The organism is Sphingomonas yunnanensis (assembly GCF_019898765.1).
GTDB classification, from domain to species: domain Bacteria; phylum Pseudomonadota; class Alphaproteobacteria; order Sphingomonadales; family Sphingomonadaceae; genus Sphingomonas; species Sphingomonas yunnanensis.
In genome coordinates this window covers 1,245,607-1,270,479 of the sequence record NZ_JAIOKB010000001.1, presented here as the reverse complement: position 1 = coordinate 1,270,479, position 24,873 = coordinate 1,245,607, and the positions used below count along the sequence as shown (strand labels likewise).

Genomic DNA, 24,873 nt, shown 5'->3' with positions numbered 1-24,873 from the left:
CTCTTCCTGGAGACCTGCCATGCGGCCGCTGCGCCCAGTCCTATCCGCCACCTCGCTCCTCCTCCCGCTCGCAGCCGCCGCGCAGGCGGGCGATCCCGGCGCGATCCCCGCCGCCACCCTGGCCAAGCCGGCGGCGATCGTCGCGGACGGTGTCCCCGCCATCCCGGTTGCGCTCGCCGACGCAACCCGCCCCTATCTCCAGTCGCGCCGCGCGCAGTTCCTCGGCTGGAACGACGCCGACCGCTCGATGCTGATCCGCACCCGCTTCGGTAGCACCGATCAGGTGCACCGCGTCGCCGCGCCGCTCGCGTCGCGGCACCAGCTGAGCTTCGAGGATGAGCCGGTTCTCGCCGCCACGCTGGCGCCAGGCCGCGCCGACGCGCTGGTTGTGCAGAAGGACGTAGGCGGGGGAGAGTTCTACCAGCTCTACCGCCTCGCCGACGGCCGGCTCGAGCTACTGACCGACGGCAAGAGCCGCAACTGGTTCGGTGCGTGGAGTCGCGATGGCGCGCTGGTCGGCTATTCCTCGACGCGGCGCAACGGCGTCGACAGCGACCTCTACGTCATCGACCCACGCGACCGCGCCAGCGACCGCCGCGTCGCGCAGGTACGCGGCGGCGGCTGGAACATCGCCGATTTCTCGAGCGACGGGGGCCGCGCGCTGGTGCTCAACCGCCAGTCGATCAACAAGGCCGATTTGTACGAGCTCGACCTCGCCTCGGGCGCCCTCCGCGCGCTTACCGACGTCAAGGCGCAGGTGTCGTACGAGCATCCGCGCTACGGCGCGAACGGCACCATCTGGGTCGTGTCCGATGCCGGCGGTGCCGACTTCCTGCGGCTCGGCCGGCTCGACGCGCGCGGCCGCTTCACAGCGGTGTCGCGCGAGCCGCGCTGGGACGTGAGTGACTATGCGCTGTCACCCGATGGCGCGACGATCGCCTACGCCGTCAACGAGGCGGGAATTAGTCGGCTGCGCATGCTCGACGTCGCCGGCGGGACGGTGCGGCCGGTGACCGACCTGCCCGAGGGCGTCATCCCGTACAGCATTGGCCCGGCGCTAGAGATCTCCCCCTGGGGCGTGATCGGGCTGAGCATCGGGTCGGCGCGCGTGCCCGGCGACGCCTTCGCGGTGGATGCGAAAACGCTGGCCGTTACACGCTGGACCGACAGCGAGGCGGGCGGGCTTGATCCAGCCAACAACGCGGCGCCGCAGCTGGTCGAAGTTAAGAGCTTTGACGGCCAGACCGTGTCGGGATTCCTTTACCGGCCCGACGCACGTCGGTTCCCGGGCAAGCGGCCGCTGGTGGTGGACATTCACGGCGGCCCCGAGGGCCAGACTCGGCCCGACTTCCTGGGCGCCGACAATTACCTGCTCAACGAGCTCGGCGTGGCGCTGTTCTACCCCAACGTGCGCGGCTCGACGGGCTTCGGCAAGCGCTTCGTCAATCTCGACAACGGCCCGGACCTGCGCGAGAATTCGGTGCGCGATGTCGGCGCCTTCCTCGACGCGCTCGAGCGTGACCCGGCGCTGGACCCGGCGCGCTTCGCGGTGACCGGCGTTTCGTACGGCGGCTATATGTGCTACGCCAGCGCGATCCGCTACGCGGCGCGGTTCAAGGGCGCGAACTGCTACGTCGCGATTTCAAACTTCGTCACCTTCCTCGAGAATACGCAAAGCTATCGCCGCGACCTGCGCCGCGTCGAATATGGCGACGAGCGCGACCCGCGCCAGCGCGCCAAGCTTACCGCGATCTCGCCGCTCACCAGCGTCGACAAGATCACCATGCCGCTGCTGGTGGCCACCGGCGGCAACGACCCGCGCGTACCGAAGTCGGAGGCCGATCAGATGATCGCGGCGGTGCGCGGCCGCGGCGGCACGGCCTGGCACCTGATCGCGCAGAACGAAGGACACGGCTTTCGCAAGAAGGAGAACAGCGACTATTACTTCAACGCGTCAATGTTGTTCTGGCAGACAACTTTACTTGCAGGGGCTGCCGATCTGACACGTTAAGATGCACCTGCGCGATAGCGCCTGACTGTCCGGCCGCCCTTCCAGGTCTCAGGCATGAAGGCGAGAGTGCAGGGAGCGACCAAAGTATCTCAGGGCGCGAGCGTGAACTCCTATTCCAGTATCACGCCTCACATGAACACGGAGGAGGCAGCCGTGGCATTTTGCCGGTCGGCAAAGCGCCACGAGTGCTCAAACGGCGTCGGATCGAAGAAGGGGATTCACTCGCGAGTCCGACTGTTCTTGTAAAGTTCCATGTTCCAGCACGAGCTGTTCCCGTCCGAGCGGTGCGACGAGCAAGCCAAGGGTAGCGCCTCCCGCCCACTACTTGACCTACCCGCAATCCTCGAGCGATTGACCGAGTCTTGCGAGCGGCCGCGCTACAGCTTCATGGTTCTGAACCTATCGCTCAGGCGGGCGCGCGCAGCGGCTCGGCGGGACCGCACATCCGCGAAGGCGATACGATCATCCCGATCTGCGACTGGCTTCGCGACGCCTTGTTGCCAGTCGCGCAGCGCGATCCTCGGCGGCTCGCTCTCTCCCAGATGGTGCGTCGCGAGCTTGAGGCCGAGCGGGTTCTCCCGGCCGGACCGGAGCTTGCGCAACGCCTCGTGGACGAGAAAGTGGGCGAACGTCTCCGTCGGTCAGGCCGTACCAACGTCAGTCGCGCCGTGTCAGAGCTCGTCCGCGCCGGCCTCGTCACGCGGCACTATCAGGGGTACCGTGTCGATCATCGAAACCGCGGCGCTAAGCGGCAGGCGGTCTACACGGTCGTTCCAGAGGTACGGCGCGCGCTCGGATCTGGCAAGTGATCGAGCAGCGATCGATTGGCCGGAAGAATCGGCGTCCGCTTCCCTTGTTGAATCAGTGCCAGAGGGTGGCCACTCACGCCGAAGCACGACTGTTGCAAGCCGGCTGAACGAATGGCGGGAACTGGAAGCCGGGTAGTTGACGCTGAGTGACCGATAATGGGTCCTCGGGACGAGAGGGCAGAGGGCGGCAAGCGCCCAAAATTAGCCATTTGGTTGGTTCGTCGCTCGACCGAAAGCCGATGTTCGTTCATCTACCTGCGCAAGCGGCCGCTGCGGATCGATGTGAGCCGCAAGACGAGCCTTCTCAGATCTTGGCCCGTCCGTTTGCCGAAGCTAAGGCAGATTGGGCGATGCCATTTGTGAGCAGACTTGCTACACCCAAATCGTACATGGCAGGTTTCCTTCAGCACGCGTTCGGAGCTCAGATCCCATGACCGCTCCACGCGGATGCCGAATCTCTATCGTAGCAGCAGCCACGATAATTATAAGCGGTTGCTCCGGGCCAACATGGCCAAGTGATCAAATCCCCGCCGGAATGGAGATCAAGCGGACGCTTTTTACAGCAGGCGGCTCTGGACTAGATGAATGCATTGCCTTGGTAGTAGAGCTTACAAATGCATCGATGACTCGCCTGGAAACGGCTAAGAGAACCGAAAACGGCTTCGAACGTACGCCTCCAAGTGGAGGATGGCGTATGACTCCCGTTCGTGAGGTCCCTGGCATTCACGGTTACGAGCTCGCCTTCAACGGCTGCGGCGAAAGAGGAGATCGCGAGATTCCGCCGGGGGACATGGGTGGAGCGTTAACTCGGCCTGGAAATTTCTACAAAGTGCTACGCGGTGACGACGCTATTCTGATCGTTGCCCCTCGAGCGAAGCTCGCAGGGTACTTCGCTATAGGGTAAGTTGGCGAGCCTGCTCTTTGCGAGAGGCTTTTATGGGTGTATCTGCCAGCCTCGCCTACGAAGATATGACAGGCTTCTCGCTCGATAGCGGACCAGCAGCTTTCCTGCCAATCGGGCCAGCCGGACAGCGGCGCGAACGTCCGGGAGGCCCGACTGGCGAGATGAACAAGCGACCGGAGTTGGGAGGGCGCCAGGTGGCCCTGAGTGACCGGCATTGGGTCCTTGCCACGTGTGAGCAGAGGCACCTTCGCGATTGTGACGCTGCCTCCCATCATCGCGCCCGCTCAACAAGGGAGTAATCGAAGGCTTTTGAAGGCGGCATTTGACCCGGCGGCGTTCGTGCATGCTCATCCTTTCCTAACCGGAATCGTGACAAGCGGGCGAAGGCAAGAGGGATGGTCATGAACCGGGTCAGATGGTGGGGGTTCGCTTACTGCTTCGGCTTCATGCTCGTGGTCGCGATCGGCTACGTGCCAGGCTTCCATGATGCGGATGGCAACCTGTTTGGATTGTTCAAGCTCGACCTGTATGATGACAGCCTTCACTTCTTCTCCGGGCTCTGGGCCGGCGTCGCTGCATGGTGGTCGTACGGCGCTGCACGAAGCTACTTCAAGCTGTTCGGCCCGCTCTACTTCGCCGATGGCGTCATGGGATTGTTCCTCGGTAGCGGCTATCTGGACGGTGGCATCTTCCTCTATGGACCGATCCGCCAGTCGCTTTACGCGCATGTCTTCGCCAATCTGCCTCACCTCATCATCGGCGGAGCCGCGATCTGGGTGGGATATCGCCTGGCGCGATCGCCTGGGCTGGCTGGTGCCGAGGCGTGAAGCGGCGTTGGCGGCTTCTCATCGCGGCGGGGGCGCTGCTTGTTGCCGGGGTGCTCGTTCCTATGGCCGGTATCGAGCTCGGGTGTCGTTCGCCTGTTGACGGGTATTCACCCGACGCGGCTTACCGTCGACTACTGCCGATCGGCGAAGGAAGGCCTGAAACCAGAACCTGGCTGACCTATCCCGAGTGGCACATCGTCTACTCAGCTGAGAGCCTCGGCCGTCATCTTTCCGCCGGACGACCGCCGAGCGCTTACCCGTACGGTGGCGACATAACCGGCTTCTGGCGCAGCTTCTGCGCCATCAATCGAGTGAGCAGGGGCCGATCCGGGGCATCGGACGCGAAGGTCATGATCTACACCATCGGTGTGAGCTTCACCGCCGAGATGGCGATCAAAGCGGCCTATGAGCGAACGATAGGCCGGCTGTCGGAGTGGATAGGTGGTTGGCGAAGCGCGGACGACCGCTACGCTGCCACCGTGCAGCAGCGCTACGCCACCTTCATGCATGAGACGCCCTGGTACCGCTTCCCGTTCAACGAGGCGTTACGCGGTGAGTGGCGAACGAGGGATCGCGGCATCCGTCACCTCGAACGCCGTTTCGCAACGACTGCCGAATATGGCATGAAGGGGATCTATGCGAAGCTGATCGGCGCTGCCGGCGCGGCGGCGATGCAGCCCGACCAGGTTCGCATGCGCTTCGTGGCCCGCTCGACGCCTGACGAGATCGTCGTCATCGATCCGCGTTTGCGCGTCGTGCGCTCCGCCGGGGGCGGACTGACCGTGGTCGACACTCCGCGGTACGCGCAGTTCACCGATCTTGTCGCGAAGATGGCGTCCGCGCGCTTGCAGCTGGTCGAGATCGCGGGGAACGACGACGTGTTCGTGACCCTGCTGGCGCCCGATGGCGCACGGTGGCAGGGCACCACCCTCATGACGATGAGGCTGGCGGAGCGGTCAGGCTGGTCGCGCTATGGCGTCGCGGTGAAGGTGCCTGAGCTCCTGCCGATGGTAGCAGCCGCGCGAGCGCACGGAGCGGCTCTCGAGCATGTCTACGACTACTAGGGCCGCCGTTCGCGTGGCGCTGGTCCTGCTGCTCTGGAGCTTTGTCATGCTCGCGATGCCGTTCATAGGTCCGGCGGGCCGGCAGGTCGCGGTCGTCGGTGATGCCAGCATGGCGGTGCGTGCCATCGCCGCCGCTGGTGGTCAGGTCGTGGAGGTGCGCCGCGGCGCAACGCTGGCGCGCGCCCGCGATCCTGGATTTGTCCGGCGCCTCTACGCTAACGGAGCTTGGGCAGTAGTCGAGGGCCGGATTGCGGGGGGCTGCTTCGCGAAAGCCGGGGCATAGCGTGCATACCAGGTGTTGCTGAGGAGCTCCTGCGGATCCCACTGGCGCTTGGCTGCGAAGAAGCTGCCGATCTCCGGATAGGAGCGCGCGAGCTGCTCGGGACTGTAGTGGAGCTGGTATGGCAGGAAGAAGCGTCCGCCCTGTCGGGCCGTAAGATCGATCAGGTCGCTCGTGAGCTGCCGCATCGCCTCGGTGCCCTTAGGTGTCGTTGGCTGGTTGAGGTAGAGTACGACGGAGAAGGCAGGTGCGGGTGCATAGCTGAGTGCGTTGTCCTCGCGGCCCACCGCCCGGATGGACGCGTTGACGAGATTTGCTCCTTCGCGCTGGAAGATCTCGCGCATGCCGTCGATGAAGGAAGTGATGCGCCCGCGAGGTACGAAATACTCGTGGAGGATGTCGGTTTCGGCCGGCAGGTCGTTGAACAGGTAGGCGACGGAGTCGTGCATCGGATCGTTGCGCGCGACCAGGCAGGCCTCGCCGGATCCCTGGGCCTGGCTGCGGGTGATGGTGCAGCTCTCGAAGCGATGCTCCAGGTGCTTCTCGCTCCACCATTTCACGCGCTTGAACGTGTCGTTCCGCTTGGCGAGGTTGACGGTGAGGCGGCGGATCTTGGTCGAGGCGACCTCGCCGAGTGCCGCGCGGCTTAGCCCCTGGTCCTCAGCATGTTTCGCATACGTGTAGACGAGCGCCTCCCGCAGCAGGCTGTCAGGTGAGGTGGAGAGATGAACGTAGCTGAGGCCGATGCTCGGGTCGGCTGTGATCCGCTCGAAGGTCGCCGGAAAGGCTTGGTAGTCGATGATCTCGCGCCCGGAGCGATAGACGTCGTTAGGCACCACATCGAGAGTTGCCGAGAGGATCACGCCGAACAAACCATAGCCGCCGACCACGTGCCGAAAAAGGTTAGCATTCTCGTTCCGCGAGGCGGTCACGATCTTGCCGTCCGCGAGCATGAGCCGGAGGCTCCTGAGAGAACCCATGACCGCGCCAGCCTGGTGATCCATCCCATGTGCATTGACGCTGATAGAGCCGCCTACCGAAAAGATGTCGGTCGACTGCATGGCTTTCACCGCGAAACGAGGGTGAAGGGCCATCTGGATCTGGTGCCACGTAGCGCCCGCGCCCACCTCGACAGTGCGAGCCTTCGGATCGAGCCGGATCGCATCCATGCTTCGCATGTCGAGAACGACGCCGCCACGCTTGAACGCTTGGCCGCCCATCGAGTGCTTCACGCCCGCGGCCGACACGGTCAGCCCATGTGCGCTGGCGTATCGTAGCGCAGTCTCGACATCAGCGTCGGTTCGTACCCGCACAACGCCCGCCACGGATGTCCGGCTGAGGCAGCTCGCATCGTTGACGTGCCCTCCACGCTGAGCCCAGTTCGGTTCGGGCGCGTCAGCTGCCCGCGAGTGTGCGTCTGGCAGCTCAGGCAGGATCGAGGCGCAGTCCTTCGGACCTCTCGGGTCAGCTGCGAGCGGCGCGACGTAGGCGGTTGCTCCAGCGGCGACGAGCGCCAGCAGCGAGGCCCCAACCAACAAGTGCTTGCGCGTCACTGGGCAGGCTCCTCAAGCGCGGCGTCCAGCGCCGGTAGGAAGTGGGTCGGGTCTTCGATATGAGGCACATGCCCCACGCCCGGCAGTCGTGTGATCGGCGCGCGCAACAGCCTCGCCAGCGCGAGCCCCTGCAAGATCGGGGTGACGTTGTCGGAATCTCCCCAAATTAGCCGTACGGCGGGCTTCAAGCCGAGCAGCGCTTTGGTACGGCGGCTTGGCGCGCCATCATCGGCTGCCAGCAAAGAGGGCAACCATGCTGCGTACGCCGCAGTGGTGCCGGGGCGGCGCATGGGAGCGCGCAGGGCCTCTCGCCATTCCGCGGCCGCCTCCTCGCGCGCGAGCATCGACCGGGACAGCGGGCCAATCGCATGCGGATTGGTGAGCGTTGCCGCGACAAGTGGCTGCGCGATAAAAGGCAGCCAAACCAATGCGTTGCCGCCTGACCCGGTGGGATCAAGCTCGCCGAGTGCGCCGTCGATAAGTACCAGACGGGCGACCCTCTTTGGATCGTCGAGGGCGAGTTCGGTCGCGGGCCCGGCTCCGAAGCTGTGCGCCACCACGATAGCTGGCATCGGAGACGTCGCCGCCAGAACCGCTCGCAGGCGTGCAGCCTGTGATCTTCGGTCGTATCGGGCGCGAGCATCGTGCTTCGAGTAGCCAAACGGCGGCAGATCCAGCGCCACCACGTGGTAGCCGCGTGCGACCAGATGCGCGGTCACGTTCCTCCAGAAGCCGCTCCAGCCGGCGGTGCCAGGTACTATCAGGACGGTTCGACCAGATTGAGGACCTTGTTCGTCGACTGCTACTTGGCCGAGCGGTGTATCTATCATCCGAAGTCCGGCGGGAACGTGCGGGTCACGCTCCCGTACCCAAGCAGCTGCGCGGACAACGGCCAGGACGCTCGCTGCCGTTAGCAGCAGAAGCAGCGACCATCGAAGAACAGTGCGGAGTAACACCCGACAGGTCCTAATTCGATTATCTTACTGAGCCGCTACCGGCACGACAGCCACCTAGAAGAGGTGCACGTCCGCCGCATCAAGCCGCCCTGGAGACGCTCCAGCGCGTTGCCGGCGGTCCTCAGCTGCGAGCAGGATCTCCCGGGGCGTCCAAACCGAGCTAAAGCGACCGCTAGGCTTCCACTCAAGCCATCTGGTACCTACGCGAGGCGCTCGGGAAGGCTTGAACACCGAGATGAACAAGTGCCCGAAGGTGGGACGGCGCCAGGTGCTCCTGAGTGACAGCTTCTGGGTCCTCGCCACGAGCGGGGAAGGGGTGCGTTCGCCCACTTTCAGACTCTCGCCAAATCATGCAGAGTGAGCTCATGGACGCGCAAAGCCCATGCTGCTGCCGCGAGGTAGGCGATCTTGTGGTGATCGGCATGGGCGATCCAGACGGGCTTGATGTCCGCGTCTTCGCTACTCTCGATCGTATCCGAATGCATGGCGGCCAACGATGGTGGCTGTACGCGTCCACGTGCAACGCGTGCGGACAAGATTGGCTGATCGCGCAGGAAGAGCGCATCCATGATAATTATGTGCTAAAACGCGTTGACCCCATCACCATGGAAAATATCGCCAAGGCCTCAGACTGGTCGGGCGATTTCTTGACCTTCGAGCGGGTACTCCGCCTTGAGCGGGAATCTGGAAAGATAGCTCGGTTTGTGGACCCTTGCAGCCCGGCGCTTGTCGAGACCGTTGTCGATCTACGGCGCGAACGCGCTGACATATCGATCGACGATATCGCGTTGGCCCTCGCGATATCGACGGAATCAGCAGCGCGTATCGCTCGACTGTAAGATCCGTTCGCGCTCAAAAGCAGCCGTCACGCTGATCTCCCACCCGTGATCATAGGGGTTCGATCCGGATATCTTCAAGATCGGGGTAGTGGATCAGTCCCGCCTGATCATCCCTGACCAGGATACCCATCCCAAGAAAATCTGCCCAATCGTCGACAGCATATTCTTCGTCAAACTGACGGTCGGCAACGATGCCAATCAAGGTCGCTAGATACCCATCGATAAGATACCGGCCGCCCACGCGGATGTCTGTCACTGGTTAGATCCATTCCCAAGCCGGGCAGTGTAGTCAGCTTCGCGACCAACGCCAATGGAAAGCTGTCCTCCGCCAACTTACAGTCAGGGCAGCGGGACAGCTGGGAGCAATACGCGGACGGTCTCAGCGGCGAGGTGAATAGCAGCCGGAGATGTGGGGGGCGGCAGGTCGCCCTGAGTGGCCGATCTTGGGTCTCGGCGCCATAGGGGAGGAGGCCGCAAGCGCCCGATTGCGGACGATGCCTTTGCGTGCGAGCGTGATGGCATGAGCGATGGCGAAATCGTGGTAGTGACCGCAGAGGGCGATAGCGGGTTCAAACGTTGGCGCTTGCTCCTGAGGCCGCACGGCTTTTTTCTCTTCGAAGAAGTGACGTTGCAGGATGAGATCTATCGTGTGAATCATGGCGGCAAAGAAGAAGTAACCGTCGCTGAAGCTTATTGGATGCCGACGCACGTATCCGGCCTGTTTAAAACGAGAGAGGCAGCCCGCCAGGACGCTCTCGCCTCGCTACCTTGGCTGCGCGAGGCTTTAACGAAGGGCAGCTAACCTGCCAGACCCGATCAGGGCAACGGCTTTGCAGCGCGTCATGCGTGTCGGCTGCAGAGATGAATGGGTGTCTGAAGTTGGGAGCCGGGCGGGGCGCCGGGAGTGACCGTTTCTGGGTCGTCGGCACGAGAGGTCAGGGCCGCAATGCGCCCATCCATGCCTCAGCACCGGTCGTCGCGGAGATGTAACGATTGTTGCGCATGTTCCCGGATCGAACTTTCGAGGCTGCGGGAGGCGTGTACGGATGCCGGTACTGGTGGGACTAGGCATGGCCTTGGCGGCGCAGGCCAGTGTCGAGGCATCTATCCTGGAGCCCGTCGGAAGATGGTCCCTCGACTACGGGGAAAGTGGCTGCTTGCTGGCCCGAACGTACGCAGCCGGGAGCAGCAAGGTCCTGGTCGGATGGCGCGGGATCCCGTTCGACGACAACTACGAGCTGGTCATTCAAAGCGCCGCCAAGGAGGAAGAACTGAGGCGGGGCGTCGTCACGGTCTCCGTCGACCGCGGCCGCCGCAGCGAGGCACTCTATCGGACTTTTCCGCTTCGCGGGCAGTCGCAGCGCAGGCTTGAGGCTCGTCTGGAGAGCGCCCTCTTCGACGGCGTCGAGGACGGTGCGATCATGTCTATCGCGCCCTCAAGCGATCCGGCGGTCTCGATACGAATGCTGAAGGCGAAGGACGCGTTTGCCGCACTCAGACGCTGCGGCGACGAGACCCTCGTCAGGTGGGGCATGGATCCATCCGAGCGCGCCAGAGTGGCGTTCGCGCCTGTCTGGCTGAACATGGGCGATGTCATGAAGACCGACTCGTACCCGCGCGGTGCGATCGAGGGCGGAGCGGTCGGCTCCGCGACGGTGCTGCTCGCAGTCGACGCGGCCGGGAAGGTAGCCAGCTGTCGCGTCGTGCTCTCGAGCGGTACCGCTTCGCTCGATGCCGTCGCTTGCAAGCATATGCCGAGGGCGCGCTTCAGTCCCGCTAGAGATGCTCTGGGTCGTAGTATCGCCTCCCACTTCTCTACCAGGATCAACTGGGAGATGGGAGGATGGCACGACGATGGCCCTTACCGGACGCTCTCGGCGGAGAAGGAGAGGGAATACCAGGCCAGGAGGAGGACGTCTGTCAGGTAGCTGCGAACGGCCCGCTCAACCAGGAGAAGCAAGCAGCGCTGGCGACATTCGCTGCCGAACAAAGCGACTAGGCAGCGGCGGTGAAGCGACGGTGACAGTTGCGCGGCATGTCGGTGACAATCGCCAACAACGGCCTATTGAGCTTGTTGCTGGAATTGAACACTGAGGCGTTATCTGCTGGCACTGCCCACACGCCCCATCCGCGATCACCAAGCCGTCATCATCTCGTAAGCTGACCGACGCCAAGTCGTCATCAAGCCACCCTAGCTGCTCCCGTGCAATCCGGGGAGCACCGATGAGAACTCGAACGAGGGGCGTTTCGCCGCTGGCTCTGCTGCTGTGCAGCGTGGCCACGATAGAGCCTGCCGCCGGGCAGGATTTGACTTCGCGCGATGCGACACCGGGTGAGCCGCAGCTGGAGGCCGACGCAGATATCGTCGTGACCGGCCAACGACGTGCGCAGCGAGAGTCGATCGCGACCAAGCGGGACTCGTTCGCCGTCGTCGATGCGATCTCGTCGGACGACATCGGCAAGCTGCCGGACCACAATACCGCTGCGGCGCTCCGCCGCATTCCCGGCGTGTCGGTCCAGGAGGATCAGGGAGAACCGCGCTTCCCAGTGCTGCGCGGGTTGCGCTCGACGTACAACCGAACGACGGTGGATGGTGCGATCGTCGCAGGCGTGGACGAAGAGGGGCGCACGGTGCCGCTCGACATCATTCCGTCGGTGATGGCCGGACGCGTCGAGGTCATCAAGACCGTGACGCCGGAGAACGATGCCAACGCGATCGGCGGCATCATCAACATCGAGACGCGCAGCGCCTTCACCGCCAAGCGGCCGTTCTTCAACGGACTGGCTTCCTACGGTGTCTACGAGCAGCATGGCGACGTGCGGAACGACCGTCCCTCGCTGCGTCTCGCCTTCGCGACCGGCCGGACGTTCGGCGCTTCCGACGAGTGGGGCGTCGTCGTAGGCGGCAGCTACGAGCAGCTCGACTATGATATCCCGCAGGTCGAGGTGGCCTCACCGTCGGTGCGCGAGTACACCGCGGCAGGTGCCCCGGTGGACTCGGGTAGCCCGCGCGGCAACGGGATCCAGGTGCCCACGCAGCTGCGCCTCTTCTGGTACAACAACAGCAAGAAGCGGTACGGCGCCAACGCCAAGCTCGAGTATCGCGTCGCCGACGCCTTCCACTGGGAGCTGAGCGGCATCTACGCCAAGACCCAGGACGACGAGGAGCGCATCGAGTTTCGCACCGAGCCGCTCGGCAACGTCTCCGGCCAGACGCCCACCAGCGGCAGCTTCGCGCGCGGTCGCAACATCATCCAGCTCAATCAGCCGATCACCAACCGCGAGATCGTCGTGGGGCGCACCGCCTTCGACTGGAAGGCCGCCGATGCATGGACGCTCGACGGTGACGCCATCTACTCGCAGGGGCGGCTCTACACGCCGAACACGTCGGTCGAGTTCCGAACCCGGGATGCGCAGGGATCCAGCTACGCCTTCAGGTACGACACCTCCGACTTCTATCCGATCTTCACGCCGGCGGACGCGACGCAGAACCGAAATCCGGCGAACTTCTACCTGCAGCAGCAGCGCGATGCTTCGGTGCGGACGCTCGAGAAGAGCGGTCAATTGCGGCTGAACGCGACCTATGACGACGGCGCAGGCGTAAGGGTGAAGGCGGGCGGCGTGGCCCGGACGACGCGGCGCAGCTATCGCAACAGCCAGACCAACTACACGGCCGCGAGCGGCTTTACCTACACGCTGGACGAGGTGGACGCGGAGGGTCCCGACAAGCTGATCCGCGACCGCTACCTGCTCACGCCCCGGATCGACGCGGATAGGGCGATGGACTTCTTCGCGGCCAATCGCGACCGCTTCGTCACCTCGGTTGCGCTGCCGACCGGCGACTACCGTGTGCAGGAAGACGTGTATGCCGGCTACTTCCAGGCCAGCTACAAGCTCGACACGCTGACCCTGCTTGCGGGGCTGCGCTACGAGCGCACCGACGTGTCCTCGCTCGCCGTTCGAGCAGTCGGGCAGGCCCTCACGCCGGTCATGAACGAGGGCGGCTACGGCAACTGGCTCCCTGGCGTGCATCTGCGCTGGGACGCGCTGCCGGACGTCGTCGTCCGTGCCGCCTACACGAATACCATCGGTCGCCCCGACTATGCACAACTGGCGGCCAGCGAGAACCTGACGTTCGACGGCAGCCAGCCGACGCTGACTCGCGGCAATCCCGATCTGCGACCGCGCAAGAGCCGCGGCTTCGACGGCTCGCTCGAGTGGTACCCGCGCGACGGCGTGGTCTCGATCGCGCTCTTCTCGAAGGACATCAACGACGAGATCTTCTCGCTCACGAGCGTGGAGACGCTCGATGTCGGCCGGGGCGCCGAGCCGGTGATCGTCACCGCGCCGCGGAACGCGAACACGGCCAGGATCCGCGGCGTCGAGCTAAACCTGCAGCAGGCGCTGACCTTCCTGCCGGGTGCGCTGTCGGGCCTCGGGATCGCCGCGAACGCCACTTTCCTGGACACGCGATTCACCTTCCTGACCACAGCCGGACCACGCGAGACGGGGCTCTACCTTCAGCCGGACGCGACGGCGAACGCGACGGTCTACTATCAGCGAGGACGCTTCGAGGGACGCGTCTCGTGGAACTACATCGGCGGTTTCCTCGAGACGATCAACGACACGATCCCCAACGCCGACCAGTACTGGAAGGAGCGCTCCACCTTCGATGCGAACGTAAGCTTCCGCATCACGCCAAGGCTGACGCTCTACGCCGAAGGGCAGAACCTCTCGAACGCAGGACGGCGCGAGCTGACCGGTCCCGGTCGGTCGTACCTCCAGGAGTCGGCCGAGTATGGGCGGACCTTCTGGGCCGGCGTGACGGCGAGCTTCTGATGCGCCTCTTTCTACTGCTCGCAGCTGCAACGACAACCATTGGCGGCAGCGCCGAGACCGTGCGCAGGCTGCCCGCACCCGAGGCCCGCCAGGGCGCCGCTGTCGGGCCGCGGGACCTGTATGCGATCGCGAACTACCGGATCGCGCGCTACGACAAGCGCACCGGCGAGAAGCGCGCGAGCTGGGAAGGGGACAAGGCGCGCTTTCCCCATCTCAACAGCTGCGCGGTGATCGGCCGCGATCTCGTCTGTGCGCTGTCGAACTTCCCGGGCGTGCCGCAGTGGAGCTCCGTCGAGTTCTTCGATCCCGTCACGCTCGCTCACCGACGAACGGTTTCGCTTGGTCAGGGTATCGGCTCGCTGACATGGGTCGATCGTCATGCCGGTGCCTGGTGGGCGATGTTCGCGAACTACGACGGCAAGGGCGCGGAGCCTGGTCGTGATCACCGCCACACCATTCTCGTCCGCTTCGACGACGGTTGGCGACGCACGCAGAGCTGGGCTCTACCGGCCTCGATCCTGGAGCGGATCGCACCGATGAGCATCTCGGGAGGCGGCTGGGGCCCTGACGGGCGCTTGTACCTGACAGGTCATGATCGGCGGGAACTCTACGCTGTGCAGCTACCGAAGGGCGGCGCAGTGCTCGACCATGTCGAAACGATCGGCATTGAAGCAGCCGGGCAAGCCTTTGACTGGGACGAGTCCGCACTCGGGACACTCTACGGGATCGATCGAGGAGGAAGCAGCATCCTCCAGATGAAGGTAATCGGTAACGCGAAATGATTGTAGGATCGGTCCGCCGCAAAGACTATTGTTCTGAACAAGCGTCTGCATTTGGGAGCTGGGCGCGACCCTCTGAATGGCTGCTTTTGGGTCCACGGGTCGACGCCGAGAGTAGGTCGGGCTAGCGTCAGCCGCATGCTCGGAACCCTCTGCCGCTCCGCTGACCTCACCCTCAACGATGACGGAGCCCAACTGTTCGCACAAGTTTTGGACGAAGCTGCGTGCGGTCGCCTAGAGATTGCCCTGTCTGCGCTTCCGGCAAGCAGGCCGGGAGTGCGGATTGAGGAAGGGCGGCAATCGCTGTCCTTCCTTGATCGCTCGGGACCTATCGGCGCGATCGCGGCATCCGTGCTCGGAGGAGATGTTAGGCCCGTTCGTGCGATCCTGTTCGACAAGACCGCAGAGCGGAACTGGGCGCTCGGCTGGCATCAGGACCGTACAATCGTGGTCAAGGAGCGAGTGAACACCGACGGGTACGGGCCGTGGACCGTCAAGTCCGGGCTGATCCAGGTGGAGCCGCCTTTCGAGATCGTCGAGCGCATGGTGACGCTGCGCGTGCACCTGGATCCGGTCGACGAGACCAACGCGCCGCTGCGCATCGTCCCCGGCTCGCATAGGCTGGGCCGCCTGCCCGAAGCCGAGATCGAGCGCGTCGTGGCGACCATCGGCGAGCGGCTATGTCTCGCCGAGCGCGGTGACATTTGGCTATACGCCACGTCGATCATCCACGCCTCGCTCGCCGCTGATCCGCCGCGCCGGCGCCGCGTCCTCCAGGTCGACTTCTCAGCCGATGCCGCGCCAGGTCCACTCGCCTGGCGCGGCCTGTAGGGGCTAAGGTTGAAGCGCCCCCGCGTACAGACGGTGCTGTTCGTGTGCAGCCAGAACAAGCTGCGCAGCCCTACGGCCGAGCAGGTGTTCTCGCGCCGGCCGGACCTGGAGGTGGACTCCGCCGGCACCAACCACGATGCCGAAAATCCGCTTACGGCCGAGCTCGTCACGTGGGCCGATGTGATCTTCGTCATGGAGAAGGCGCACCGCAGCAAGTTGCAGCGGCGCTTCCGAGCGGTTCTTGGGGGCAGGCGCGTGGTCTGCCTCGACATACCAGACGACTACGCCTTTATGCAGCCCGAACTGATCCAGCTACTGGAGGCCAAGGTGAGCCGTCACCTGCCTGCATCGCCACCGACGCAAGAGCCAGACGCGTGATCGACCGGCTCGAAATCGCGAGTGAGCTGCCTCGATCCTCGCCCAACGAATGACCGATGTGAGCGGACGGGACGGGCAGGCTGAACGGCCGAAAGTAGGTCCTCGGCACGGGAGGTAAGAGGGTCGCAACCGCACTTCTCGGCCATGTGAGGTACGCGGCCATGCTGATTGCCGCCTATCGCTCAGGTGCTAGAATGCGTGGAGTGCGGGAGAGTAGTGGCGATGATAGGCGTCCTTCTAGCTGCGGCAGCGTCAGCAGCTTCTTGTCCCATCGAGCGAGCAAGGTATGTGTTCCGGAACGACCCAAGCGTGACTGCCTACTTCCGCCCGGTCGAGAGCGGGCCGGATTGGCCGAGCCGCATCGCTCTAGCAGTGCATTACAAGAAGACGGGCCGAACATGTTGGTGGCTCCCATGGAATGGTGGATCGGACAGTCTGCAAAACGTAGCGTCGACGGAGGATGTTACGGCAAGGGGCTGGACGGCTCCGAGCGCTGACGGCGGTCCTCGCCCATTTGGCAACAGGCAGTACATCGCAACCGATGCGGCCTATAACATTGCAGATCACGTGCCTGTGCGAGGAGATCCTGCACCAAGCCATATGCTTTTCCCTGACTCGGCGAGATCCGGAGATACGGCGTTCTTAAATAGACAATTCTTCGATTTCGTCGGGTGCCGTAAAGCCGGCGAGTGACAGTATCGGTTTGAGGCCGGTTACCGCAGAGTTTGCGGTGCCCCTTCCTCCCACAAGGCGGACTTACGTCTTCCCTTCCAATCTGGTCCGCCGGACAGCTGCCCGGTTCGCTGCGAAGGCTCGCGCGGCGAGATGAACGAGCGTGCGAAGTTGAGCGGCTGACAGGCGGCCCTGAGTGACCGTTTCTGGGTCTTTGCCGATGTCGGGATATTATGCTCAGGTCCGCTCGTCTCGAGCTATCGGGAAAATCAGCAGTGTCGAGGTGGCGGTAGCGCAGAGTCTGCCTTTCACGTCTACCAACTTGGCCTCCGAGAAGCCGACACGCCGGCCGAGCGACACGATGGTGCCCTCTGCGCGGACCGGCCCGCTCGTCTCGCTCAGCGCCCAGTGGTAGGCGATCTTGAGTTCGAGCGTCGTGTAGCCCAGGCCCGCGGCGAGCGCGGAATGCACCGCGCAACCGCATGCGCTGTCGAGCAGGGTCGCAGCATAGCCACCGTGCACCGAACCGATCGGATTGAAGACGCGGCGTGTCGGATTGCCTTCGAATAGCACTCGTCCACGCTCCAGCTCGACGAGATAGAATCCGAGCGTCTCGCCGATCGGCGGATGCCGGTCCGCCGCCATCAGCGCGGCGAGCTGGCCATGCCCGTCGAGTGTCGCCAGTTCTTCGCTGATGTTCATACCACCGATCCCGTTGCTTCGGCGAGCCAGGCCCGCGTTTCTGCCAGTATTTCGTCGGACAGGGGCGTGTCGGGGATCGCCCGCGACAGGATGAGCGCCCCTACCATCGCCGACCATCGACCGATCGCGGCGCGTCGTCGCTCGGCGTCGCTGCCCTCGGGCATCAGCGACGACAGACGCTCGATCTGCGCCGCCAGCCCCTCCGCCATCGCCTGCTGCGCGGCCGATTGCTGCGCGGGCAGCAGGCCCGCCAGCGCCGCCGTCGGGCAACCGCTTGCCGCCGTATCGCGGTGGCGGGGGGCCAGATAGGCGTCCAGAAACGAGGCGAAGGCGTCGGTGCCGCCAGAGTCGTGCCGGACCATCGCATGCGCGATAGTGGCGGCGATCAGCGCGTCCTTGGAGGCGAAATGACCGTAGAAGCCGCCATGCGTCATGCCGGCGGCCTTCATCACGTCAGCGACGGTGACGCCCTCGAACCCGCGCTCGCGAAACAGGCGACCGGCCTCATCCAGGATGCGAGCGCGGTTGGACGACATCTGTTCGCGGGAGACGCGCATGGTGGCCTTTCATACCGGTTGACTCATATCATGACGATCATCATATATCTAATGATGACAAACGTCATGTAAATTCGATACGAAAGATTGTCCATGTCCAAGCCCAGGGTTCTCGTCACCGGCGCTTCCTCCGGGATCGGCGCGGTCTATGCCGATCGTTTCGCGCGGCGGGGGCACGATCTGGTCATCGTCGCGCGCGATGCGTCGCGGCTCGATGCCCTGGCGGCACGCCTGACTGCCGAAACGGGCGTTGCGGTCGACGTGCTGCGCGCTGACCTTGCCGAAGATGCAGACGTAGCACGGGTGGAAGCGCGGCTGCGCGACGACGCGGCGATCGGCATTCTCGTCAACAATGCGGGCGTCTCCTATGCGGGCGCCTTCGCCGATCAGGCGCCGGCGGATCTTGCCCGGCTGGTCGCGGTCAATGCGACGGCGGTGATGCGGCTTGCCCATGCGGTAGCGCCGCGGTTGGCAGCCGCGGGCGAGGGTGCGATCGTCAATATCGGATCGGTGGTCGGGCTGGTGCCCGAGTTCGGCCAGACCGTGTACGGCGCGACCAAGGCATTCGTCCTGTTCCTGTCGCAGGGACTGGCGCACGAGCTTGGCCCGAAGGGCGTCTATGTCCAGGCGGTCCTTCCTGCCGCGACCGCGACCGAAATCTGGAGCCGCGCCGGTGCGAATACCGATCAGCTCCCGCCGATGATGGCGGTAGATGCGCTCGTCGATGCCGCGCTCGCTGGCTTCGACCGGCGCGAGGGCGTGACGATCCCGCCGCTGCACGACGGCGCTTTGTGGGACGCATATCAGCTCGACCGCGTCGCGATGATCCCCAGCTTCGGCGCGAGCGTGCCGGCCCCGCGTTACACGGAGACCGCGCGGTGAAAGCCTATGTCCTCGATCGCTATGGCAAAGGCCAGCCGCTTCGCCTGACGGACGTGCCGGACCCCTTGATCGGCAGCCGCGACGTGCTCGTTGCGGTCGGGGCGACGGCGCTCAACCAGCTCGACAGCAAGATCCGCGACGGCGAGTTCAAGGCGCTGCTGCGCTACAAACCGCCCTTCGTCCTAGGCCATGATGTCGCCGGCAGGGTGATCGCGGTAGGGCAGGGTGTCCGCCGTTTCCGGCCGGGCGATGCGGTCCATGGCCGCCCCCGTGACGGCCGGATCGGCACGTTCGCGGAGAGGATCGCGATCGACGAGGCCGATCTTGCGCACAAACCTGCTGGCCTCGACATGGCAGAGGCGGCGTCGCTGCCGCTGGTCGCGCTCACCGCGTGGCAGGCGCTGGTCGAGGTGGCGGCACTGCGCGCTGGCCAGAAAGTGTTGATCCACGCCGGTTCCGGCGGGGTCGGGACGATCGCCATTCAGCTGGCCACACATCTGGGCGCGACAGTCGCGACCACGACCAGCGGCGCCAACGCCGATCTGGTCCGCAGCCTCGGCGCCGATATCGTCATCGACTACCGGACGCAGGATTTTGCCGAGCAGCTGTCGGGCTATGACCTCGTTCTCGCCAGCCTCGATGCGAAGACCCTCGAGCGGTCGCTGACGGTCCTCAAGCCCGGCGGACGGCTGATCTCGATCTCGGGACCGCCCGACCCTGCCTTTGCCAAGGCGCAGCGGTTGAACCCGATCCTCCGGCTCGCGATGCGCGTGCTGAGCGCCGGCATTCGCCGGAAAGCGAAGCGTGCGGGCGTCGCCTATTCCTTCCTGTTCATGCGCGCCGACGGTGACCAGCTTGCCGAGGTCGATGCGCTGATCGAGCAGGGTGCGATCCGGCCGGTGATCGACCGGACCTTTCGCTTTGGTCAGCTCAACGACGCGCTCGCATATGTCGACAGCGGCCGTGCCAAGGGGAAGGTAGTCGTAAAGCTGACCTGAAGCCGGTGGCGGATCGCCGATCGCCCACTTGTGAGGCAAACGTCGGAGGTGCACGAGGACCGGCACTCAGGAGGAAATCTATGTCGGTCAAGGTCGTCGCATTCGTCAGCGTCAAGCCGGGGCAGGAGGACGCATTCGCCGCCGCCGCGCGCGACTGCGTCGCCGCTTCGCGCGCCGAGCCGGGGGTGCTTCGCTACGATCTTTGGCGGGAATCCGAGGGTGAGCGGCGCTTCATATTCGACGAGCTCTACGTCGACGACGCCGCCGTCCAAGCCCATATGTCGTCCAACCACTTCAAGGCGTTTGGCATGGCGGCGCGCGACCTGGCGGCGGCGCGGCCGAACATCGCCGTCGCCCATGGCGTCGCGGTGGCCGACTGAGATGACGCCGCGGGTACTCGCCTTCGACGTGTTCGGGACAGTGGTCGACTGGCGGACCGGGATCGCGCACGGGTCTAAACCCTTCCTTGCCACGATCGGGCGGCCCGACATCGAGCCCGCCGGCTTCGCGGACGCATGGCGTGCGCTATACCTGCCGGCGATGGCGGTGGTCCGCGATCGGATGCGGCCGTTCGTTGCCCTGGACGTCCTCCATCGCGAGATGCTGAGTCGGCGCTGACCGCTCACGGTGTCGATGTCGCTGCGCTCGATCCGCAGATGCTGGAAGACTGGACCTACGCCTGGCATCGGCTCGATCCGTGGCCGGATGCGGTCGAGGGGTTGACCCGCCTCAAGGCGCTTTCCGATCGTGACACTGTCGAACGGCAACATCGCGCTGATGCTCGCGATGGCGCGGCGCGGCGGGCTGCCTTGGGACGCGATCCTGGGCGCCGAGGTAACCCGCGCCTACAAGCCCGCGCCCGAGGCGTATCTGGCGACGGCGCGCAGCCTCGGCATCGCGCCGGGCGAACCTTGCCTGGTGGCGGCGCACCATAGTGACCTTGCCGCCGCCCGGCGTTCGGGCCTGCTTACCGCCTATGTCGATCGGCCGATGGAGCGCGGCGGCCCGGCGGCGTCGGACCGCGATCAACGCGAGGAATGGAATTGGTCCTCCGATAGTCTGACCGACTTGGCCAAACAGCTTGGTTGCTAGCTCTCGCGCCAGTCTTTGCATCAACAACGGCGCTTCGACCTCTTCCTGGAGCCGCAACGGCAGGATTGGTTACGGCCGAGCTTAACGGGCGTACGTGTCGCTGCGACAGCAACGAGGCCGCCTTTCGCGCACGGGTGGCTGACCGAGCATACTTCAGAATACCGCAAAGATGAACGAGTGGCCGCTATCAGAGGGTGGCGGAGCATCTCAAAGCGTCCGTATCTGGGTCCATGCGGCGATTGAGCGCCCGACTGCGATGAAATCGGTTTTGGCCGTATACTATGCGGACCGCGTTCCCGAAACGCGCCGCCGGGGACGAGCGCACCTTCCCCGTTTCGCCACCTTAACCCGGCGGTTTCGGGAGGATGCAATCGGGAGCAGGTCTGGGGAAAGCGAACCTCGCGGGCTGCCGCCAGCACGATCGGCGCGGCCGGCTTCCCGTCGCTAATTCCTCAACGTGAAGCGCCTCCGCGATGGAACTTGGGTAGCCCGCGTTGTCTTGGAATCATCGCGCCCGTAGCACTTTAGTATATTGCAGCAAGGGACCGCTCGATATGAAACGTCGAGAGCTGATCGAGACAATCGCCGGCATCATGGCTGTAAGCGCCTGTGCGCCGGCGGCCTTGGCCGAGGCCGGCCATTCCGGCACGCTTTTGGCCATCAACGGCAGGCAGCTTTGGGTCGACGACAGCGGGCCACGCGATGCACCCGCGCTCCTCTATGTCCATGGCGGGCCGGGCATCGGCGCGTTCGACTTCGAACACTACATGAAAGGCCCGCTTCAGGGGCGGTTGCGGTTGATCAGTGTCGATCAACGCGGCGTCTTGCGATCCTCCCCGCTGCCTGCAGACACAAAGGTGACGGTGGACGACCTCATCGCCGACTTCGAGGCGATCCGGTCCGCGTTGGCGATCCCCCGTTGGCAGATCCTGGGGCACAGCTTTGGTGGTATGGTCGCGCTTCGCTATGGCCTCGCCCATCCGCAGCGGGTGGAGCGGCTGATACTGGAAAGCCCTGCGATCGATCTGGCCAGCTCGTTTCGCTGGCTCTGCGCGGCAGCGGCGCAATCGCTCAACGGTCGCGATATCGCCGCGGCCATTCAGGCGGCACGACTGGCCGATCCGGCAATCCCGTTCGACGACACGTTCATCGAGACGATGGATCGAACGCTGGGAGCGTTGGGCGAGCGTCGCCAGGACCTTTACGTTCGCGCCGCCAAAAATCGCGACATCTTCTCCCGCTTGGCTGAGACCGCAGGTCTGCCGGAAGCCCGCTGGTCGCAAGGCGCTATTCCGGGCAAGGCTTTGCTGGCCGAACCATCGAGCCGGAAGCCGATGCTGTCGTCCATCGTCCAATGGAAGAAACCGCTGCTTCTAGTGCGGGGAGACGGCGACCACGTGACGAGTCCTCAGGAACTAGGGGCGGTCGAGCGGGCTGGAGGCAAGATCGTCACCGTACCGGAAGCCGGTCATTTCGTGCATGTCGAACAGCCCGTCGTCCTGGCCGACCTGATCGTGGCCGGTTATCGCTAATCCAGCGGAAGGCCGGAAGCGGCTTTCCCGAAAGTCGATCGGTTTTGAGAATGCCCGTGCCATCTCGATAGTCGTTACCAATCGAGAATGCGTCGCGCGGTCACGGCGGCGCACTGATCGGTGAGCTCTCGGACATTGGCGAATCTCATAGCCGCCGTGATCGTGGGGTAATCTCGTTGGGAGTAAGCACGTCCTAGAGCTGGCACCGCCACGCAGGACCGGCGGTGGCCCGGCATTTTCCGAATTAGCCGTACCCGGCGTGCTGAAGAAGACTTTTCTTGGCCTGGTTTACCTGTCGGCCGCTGTGGCGACGATCGGATCCACCTCATCGGATCGAACAGGCGAGCGTGCGCGAATGATCGGCTCGATCAAGGTAGCGGCTGCTGACATCCCAGCATCGCGAGATGATCCTTACTTTCGAGCAGCGGTTGCGGTGGAGGCAAGGCTGCCACGCGAAGTCTTCGTGCCCCGCGCTGCCAAGCCGCAAGCCTATTTTGGGGCGCCATTGGAAATCGGGTGGCAGCAGACGATTTCCGATCCTTACGTCATGGCGATCATGACGGCCGCGGTGCGAGTGCAGCGCGGGTCCCGCGTGCTGGAGATCGGGACGGGCTCCGGCTATCAGGCCGCGATCCTCGCCGAGTTGGGTGCAGCGGTATCCACGATCGAAATCGTCCCACAGCTGGCGCGCCAAGCGGTCAGGGCGTTGCGCCGGCGCGGCTATCGGAAGGTCCATGCCCGCGTCGGGGACGGCTTTGCCGGCTGGCCCGAGCGCGCGCCGTTCGACGCGGTGATCGTAACCGCGGGCTCTGCAAGCGTTCCAGCCCCGCTGCTCGATCAGTCGGGATCGGCGGACGCTTGGTGATGCCGATCGGCCCCTCCACAGCGACGGAGCGGCTGCAGGTTTTCACGAAACAACCTGACGGTAACGTCGTCGCATGTTCCCTAGGCTGGGCAATGTTCGTGCCCCTCACGGGCCGTGGATATGCACCCGATCGTCCGGGGATCGCCGATCACGGCAAGCCATGGTGTTTCGGCGAGTCGGTGACCTGATCGTTGGCGGAGGACAGACGGAGACCGATCCGCACACACAAGCCCTCTGTGCCGTCGGGGATGGTGCACTTCGCCTGATGGAGGCCGGCGATGGCTGATACCAGCGCCAAGCCAAGACCCGCGCCTTCCGTGCTGCGACTGGCATCCCGTCGGTAGAAGCGTCGAAACACCTTCTCACGTTCATCGGAGGGGATGCCGGGACCGTTGTCGCATATCTCCGCCACGGCTTCGGTGCCGATGGTGCGCAGGCGGGAAACGATGCGCGTTCCACTCGGGGTGTGGACGATCGCGTTCTCGATCAGGTTGGTGAATAGCTGCGCGAGAAGGTCGGGGTCGCCGATGACGGTGACCCCTCCGCTATGGTTGGCAATGAATGTCTGCCCACAGTCCTCGACCACAGGCACATAGGCCGCATGGATACGGTCTAGCAGTTCGGACAGGTCGACGGGACCGAACCGACGTCGCCCGACACCTCCCTCGATCGACCCGATCCGCAGCAGGGCCTCGAACGTCGCGAGCAGTCCGTTGGTCTGCTCCACGGCCGCATCGATACTGTCGGGATCGCCGGCACCTGCCACCTGCAGTCGTTCGAGCCGCTGATGGAGCCGGGTAAGTGGCGTGCGCAGATCATGCGCGATATCCGTCGACACCTGCCGCAGAGCCTCCATCGCCGCGTCCTTCCGCTCGAGCATGCGATTGAGGTTGCGCGTTAGGTCGTCGAACTCAGGACCGAACCCGATCATCGGCAGCCGTTCCGCGCCGTCCCCATCGATGATCCGGTCGATGGAGCGATTGACCGTTGCGAGCCGACGCAGGAAGACGCGCCCCACCAGATACCCGCCGATCAATGCAAAGGCGGCGATGGCGATGCCGCTCCAAATCGTGAAGCGTCCGAGCCGGTAACGTAACTGCTGAACGTCGAAACTGTCGGTGGCTACGACGAGCAGCAACCCGCCGGGCAGCTGCGTTACTTGCGTTGCGAGACGTTCGACGTGTCGCGAGCCGTCGAGATCCTCGGGCACCGCAACGCTTCCTTGACCGATCCTGGCGGCTTGCAGCGGCAGGTCGCCGGATAGACGGTGTCCCGTTCTGTCGATCAGGAGATATCGATAGGGGGGATCCGCGTCGCTCCCCCGATGCCGCGCGATAGCATCCGTCAGTCCCGAGAGACCCAGTTCAGCATATTCCGCGGCCAGAACCGACGATTCTGCCCGCAGCATCCCATCGCTGGCTTCTCGGGCGTAATAACCGACCTGCTGCTCCACGGTGAACAACAGGGCGCCTGCGCCGAGGGCCACGACGACCGCCAGCATCA

Annotated in this window: 25 protein-coding genes; 19 read left to right on the top strand and 6 right to left on the bottom strand. The window is 64.6% G+C overall.

Going from position 1 to position 24,873, the window contains the following annotated elements:
* The first annotated feature begins 19 nt into the window (after nt 1-19).
* From K7957_RS06155 to K7957_RS06140, 4 genes are all read left to right on the top strand, one after another.
* Nucleotides 20-2,011, top strand: a complete 1,992-nt coding sequence (locus tag K7957_RS06155) for a S9 family peptidase (RefSeq protein WP_223011022.1) — start codon at nt 20-22, stop codon at nt 2,009-2,011.
* 362 nt (nt 2,012-2,373) lie between these two features.
* A complete protein-coding gene (locus K7957_RS06150; RefSeq protein WP_343228315.1) occupies nt 2,374-2,820 on the top strand; it encodes a hypothetical protein in 447 nt (148 codons plus the stop codon).
* A gap of 1,305 nt (nt 2,821-4,125) precedes the next feature.
* Nucleotides 4,126-4,551 carry a DUF4383 domain-containing protein gene (locus tag K7957_RS06145; RefSeq protein WP_223011021.1) on the top strand — a complete coding sequence of 142 codons (426 nt, stop codon included), beginning with the start codon at nt 4,126-4,128 and terminating at the stop codon, nt 4,549-4,551.
* A complete protein-coding gene (locus K7957_RS06140; RefSeq protein ID WP_223011020.1) occupies nt 4,548-5,615 on the top strand; it encodes a hypothetical protein in 1,068 nt (355 codons plus the stop codon). Before K7957_RS06145 ends, K7957_RS06140 begins: the two co-directional genes overlap by 4 nt.
* Nucleotides 5,616-5,825: 210 nt before the next feature.
* On the opposite strand, the gene K7957_RS06135 is transcribed toward K7957_RS06140, so the two are convergent.
* Together K7957_RS06135 and K7957_RS06130 are read right to left on the bottom strand one after the other, a co-directional pair.
* Nucleotides 5,826-7,448, bottom strand: coding sequence for an FAD-binding oxidoreductase (locus K7957_RS06135; protein ID WP_223011019.1), 1,623 nt, complete (start codon nt 7,446-7,448; stop codon nt 5,826-5,828).
* A complete protein-coding gene (locus K7957_RS06130; protein ID WP_223011018.1) occupies nt 7,445-8,278 on the bottom strand; it encodes an alpha/beta fold hydrolase in 834 nt (277 codons plus the stop codon). The genes K7957_RS06135 and K7957_RS06130 overlap by 4 nt, the downstream gene beginning before the upstream one ends.
* A 491-nt stretch (nt 8,279-8,769) precedes the next feature.
* On the opposite strand from K7957_RS06130, the gene K7957_RS06125 reads away from it, so the two are divergent.
* Nucleotides 8,770-9,243: a hypothetical protein gene (locus K7957_RS06125; protein ID WP_223011017.1), complete on the top strand. Its 474-nt coding sequence runs from the start codon at nt 8,770-8,772 to the stop codon at nt 9,241-9,243.
* Nucleotides 9,244-9,292: 49 nt separating this feature from the next.
* Here the strand turns inward: K7957_RS06125 and K7957_RS06120 are convergent, their stop codons facing one another.
* Nucleotides 9,293-9,499, bottom strand: coding sequence for a hypothetical protein (locus K7957_RS06120; RefSeq protein WP_223011016.1), 207 nt, complete (start codon nt 9,497-9,499; stop codon nt 9,293-9,295).
* Between the two features lie 264 nt (nt 9,500-9,763).
* On the opposite strand from K7957_RS06120, the gene K7957_RS06115 reads away from it, so the two are divergent.
* The 6 genes from K7957_RS06115 to K7957_RS06090 all read left to right on the top strand — a co-directional run bounded on the left by K7957_RS06115 (nt 9,764) and on the right by K7957_RS06090 (nt 16,070).
* The gene (locus K7957_RS06115) at nt 9,764-10,045 is read left to right on the top strand and encodes a hypothetical protein (protein WP_223011015.1); all 282 of its coding nucleotides are present in this window, start codon (nt 9,764-9,766) and stop codon (nt 10,043-10,045) included.
* 244 nt (nt 10,046-10,289) lie between these two features.
* On the top strand, nt 10,290-11,171 hold the full coding sequence (locus K7957_RS06110; protein WP_223011014.1) for an energy transducer TonB: 882 nt from the start codon (nt 10,290-10,292) through the stop codon (nt 11,169-11,171).
* Nucleotides 11,172-11,610: 439 nt separating this feature from the next.
* Entirely contained in the window at nt 11,611-14,082 is a 2,472-nt protein-coding gene (locus tag K7957_RS06105; protein ID WP_223011013.1) for a TonB-dependent receptor, read from the top strand.
* Nucleotides 14,082-14,864, top strand: coding sequence for a hypothetical protein (locus K7957_RS06100; RefSeq protein ID WP_223011012.1), 783 nt, complete (start codon nt 14,082-14,084; stop codon nt 14,862-14,864). The genes K7957_RS06105 and K7957_RS06100 overlap by 1 nt, the downstream gene beginning before the upstream one ends.
* Before the next feature lie 135 nt (nt 14,865-14,999).
* Nucleotides 15,000-15,692: a phytanoyl-CoA dioxygenase family protein gene (locus tag K7957_RS06095; protein ID WP_223011011.1), complete on the top strand. Its 693-nt coding sequence runs from the start codon at nt 15,000-15,002 to the stop codon at nt 15,690-15,692.
* Nucleotides 15,693-15,701: 9 nt separating this feature from the next.
* Nucleotides 15,702-16,070 (top strand): low molecular weight protein tyrosine phosphatase family protein, encoded by a 369-nt coding sequence (locus K7957_RS06090; protein WP_223011010.1) that lies wholly within the window; start codon nt 15,702-15,704, stop codon nt 16,068-16,070.
* Between the two features lie 909 nt (nt 16,071-16,979).
* On the opposite strand, the gene K7957_RS06085 is transcribed toward K7957_RS06090, so the two are convergent.
* Together K7957_RS06085 and K7957_RS06080 are read right to left on the bottom strand one after the other, a co-directional pair.
* Nucleotides 16,980-17,444, bottom strand: a complete 465-nt coding sequence (locus K7957_RS06085; protein WP_223011009.1) for a PaaI family thioesterase — start codon at nt 17,442-17,444, stop codon at nt 16,980-16,982.
* Nucleotides 17,441-18,001, bottom strand: coding sequence for a TetR/AcrR family transcriptional regulator (locus tag K7957_RS06080; protein WP_223011008.1), 561 nt, complete (start codon nt 17,999-18,001; stop codon nt 17,441-17,443). The genes K7957_RS06085 and K7957_RS06080 overlap by 4 nt, the downstream gene beginning before the upstream one ends.
* 93 nt (nt 18,002-18,094) lie before the next feature.
* Between K7957_RS06080 and K7957_RS06075 the strand changes: the two genes are divergently transcribed.
* From K7957_RS06075 to K7957_RS20750, 8 genes are all read left to right on the top strand, one after another.
* On the top strand, nt 18,095-18,883 hold the full coding sequence (locus K7957_RS06075; protein WP_223011007.1) for an SDR family NAD(P)-dependent oxidoreductase: 789 nt from the start codon (nt 18,095-18,097) through the stop codon (nt 18,881-18,883).
* The gene (locus K7957_RS06070; protein ID WP_223011006.1) at nt 18,880-19,881 is read left to right on the top strand and encodes an NADP-dependent oxidoreductase; all 1,002 of its coding nucleotides are present in this window, start codon (nt 18,880-18,882) and stop codon (nt 19,879-19,881) included. Before K7957_RS06075 ends, K7957_RS06070 begins: the two co-directional genes overlap by 4 nt.
* 80 nt (nt 19,882-19,961) lie before the next feature.
* A complete protein-coding gene (locus K7957_RS06065; protein ID WP_223011005.1) occupies nt 19,962-20,261 on the top strand; it encodes a putative quinol monooxygenase in 300 nt (99 codons plus the stop codon).
* A 1-nt stretch (nt 20,262) separates the two neighbouring features.
* Entirely contained in the window at nt 20,263-20,499 is a 237-nt protein-coding gene (locus tag K7957_RS20305) for an HAD family hydrolase (RefSeq protein WP_246616661.1), read from the top strand.
* Nucleotides 20,500-20,628: 129 nt separating this feature from the next.
* Entirely contained in the window at nt 20,629-20,973 is a 345-nt protein-coding gene (locus K7957_RS20300; RefSeq protein WP_246616660.1) for an HAD family hydrolase, read from the top strand.
* 554 nt (nt 20,974-21,527) lie between these two features.
* A complete protein-coding gene (locus K7957_RS06055) occupies nt 21,528-22,505 on the top strand; it encodes an alpha/beta fold hydrolase (protein ID WP_223011004.1) in 978 nt (325 codons plus the stop codon).
* A gap of 259 nt (nt 22,506-22,764) precedes the next feature.
* Nucleotides 22,765-23,370 carry a protein-L-isoaspartate O-methyltransferase family protein gene (locus K7957_RS06050; RefSeq protein ID WP_223011003.1) on the top strand — a complete coding sequence of 202 codons (606 nt, stop codon included), beginning with the start codon at nt 22,765-22,767 and terminating at the stop codon, nt 23,368-23,370.
* A complete protein-coding gene (locus K7957_RS20750; protein ID WP_223011002.1) occupies nt 23,370-23,558 on the top strand; it encodes a hypothetical protein in 189 nt (62 codons plus the stop codon). Before K7957_RS06050 ends, K7957_RS20750 begins: the two co-directional genes overlap by 1 nt.
* Here K7957_RS20750 and K7957_RS06040 read toward each other — a convergent pair.
* On the bottom strand, nt 23,519-24,871 hold the full coding sequence (locus K7957_RS06040) for a HAMP domain-containing sensor histidine kinase (RefSeq protein WP_246616659.1): 1,353 nt from the start codon (nt 24,869-24,871) through the stop codon (nt 23,519-23,521). The two genes, K7957_RS20750 and K7957_RS06040, sit on opposite strands and share 40 nt — an antisense overlap.
* Nucleotides 24,872-24,873: the final 2 nt, after the last annotated feature.

What these genes read in the sequence shown, in the direction of transcription:
- K7957_RS06155 (WP_223011022.1), top strand. Translation starts at nt 20, where the DNA reads ATGCGGCCGCTGCGCCCAGTCCTATCCGCCACCTCGCTCCTCCTCCCG.
- K7957_RS06145 (WP_223011021.1), top strand. Translation starts at nt 4,126, where the DNA reads ATGAACCGGGTCAGATGGTGGGGGTTCGCTTACTGCTTCGGCTTCATG.
- K7957_RS06130 (WP_223011018.1), bottom strand. Translation starts at nt 8,278, where the DNA reads ATGATAGATACACCGCTCGGCCAAGTAGCAGTCGACGAACAAGGTCCT.
- K7957_RS06125 (WP_223011017.1), top strand. Translation starts at nt 8,770, where the DNA reads ATGGACGCGCAAAGCCCATGCTGCTGCCGCGAGGTAGGCGATCTTGTG.
- K7957_RS06115 (WP_223011015.1), top strand. Translation starts at nt 9,764, where the DNA reads ATGAGCGATGGCGAAATCGTGGTAGTGACCGCAGAGGGCGATAGCGGG.
- K7957_RS06110 (WP_223011014.1), top strand. Translation starts at nt 10,290, where the DNA reads ATGCCGGTACTGGTGGGACTAGGCATGGCCTTGGCGGCGCAGGCCAGT.
- K7957_RS06100 (WP_223011012.1), top strand. Translation starts at nt 14,082, where the DNA reads ATGCGCCTCTTTCTACTGCTCGCAGCTGCAACGACAACCATTGGCGGC.
- K7957_RS06095 (WP_223011011.1), top strand. Translation starts at nt 15,000, where the DNA reads ATGCTCGGAACCCTCTGCCGCTCCGCTGACCTCACCCTCAACGATGAC.
- K7957_RS06085 (WP_223011009.1), bottom strand. Translation starts at nt 17,444, where the DNA reads ATGAACATCAGCGAAGAACTGGCGACACTCGACGGGCATGGCCAGCTC.
- K7957_RS06080 (WP_223011008.1), bottom strand. Translation starts at nt 18,001, where the DNA reads ATGCGCGTCTCCCGCGAACAGATGTCGTCCAACCGCGCTCGCATCCTG.
- K7957_RS06075 (WP_223011007.1), top strand. Translation starts at nt 18,095, where the DNA reads ATGTCCAAGCCCAGGGTTCTCGTCACCGGCGCTTCCTCCGGGATCGGC.
- K7957_RS06065 (WP_223011005.1), top strand. Translation starts at nt 19,962, where the DNA reads ATGTCGGTCAAGGTCGTCGCATTCGTCAGCGTCAAGCCGGGGCAGGAG.
- K7957_RS20305 (WP_246616661.1), top strand. Translation starts at nt 20,263, where the DNA reads ATGACGCCGCGGGTACTCGCCTTCGACGTGTTCGGGACAGTGGTCGAC.
- K7957_RS06055 (WP_223011004.1), top strand. Translation starts at nt 21,528, where the DNA reads ATGAAACGTCGAGAGCTGATCGAGACAATCGCCGGCATCATGGCTGTA.
- K7957_RS20750 (WP_223011002.1), top strand. Translation starts at nt 23,370, where the DNA reads ATGCCGATCGGCCCCTCCACAGCGACGGAGCGGCTGCAGGTTTTCACG.
- K7957_RS06040 (WP_246616659.1), bottom strand. Translation starts at nt 24,871, where the DNA reads ATGCTGGCGGTCGTCGTGGCCCTCGGCGCAGGCGCCCTGTTGTTCACC.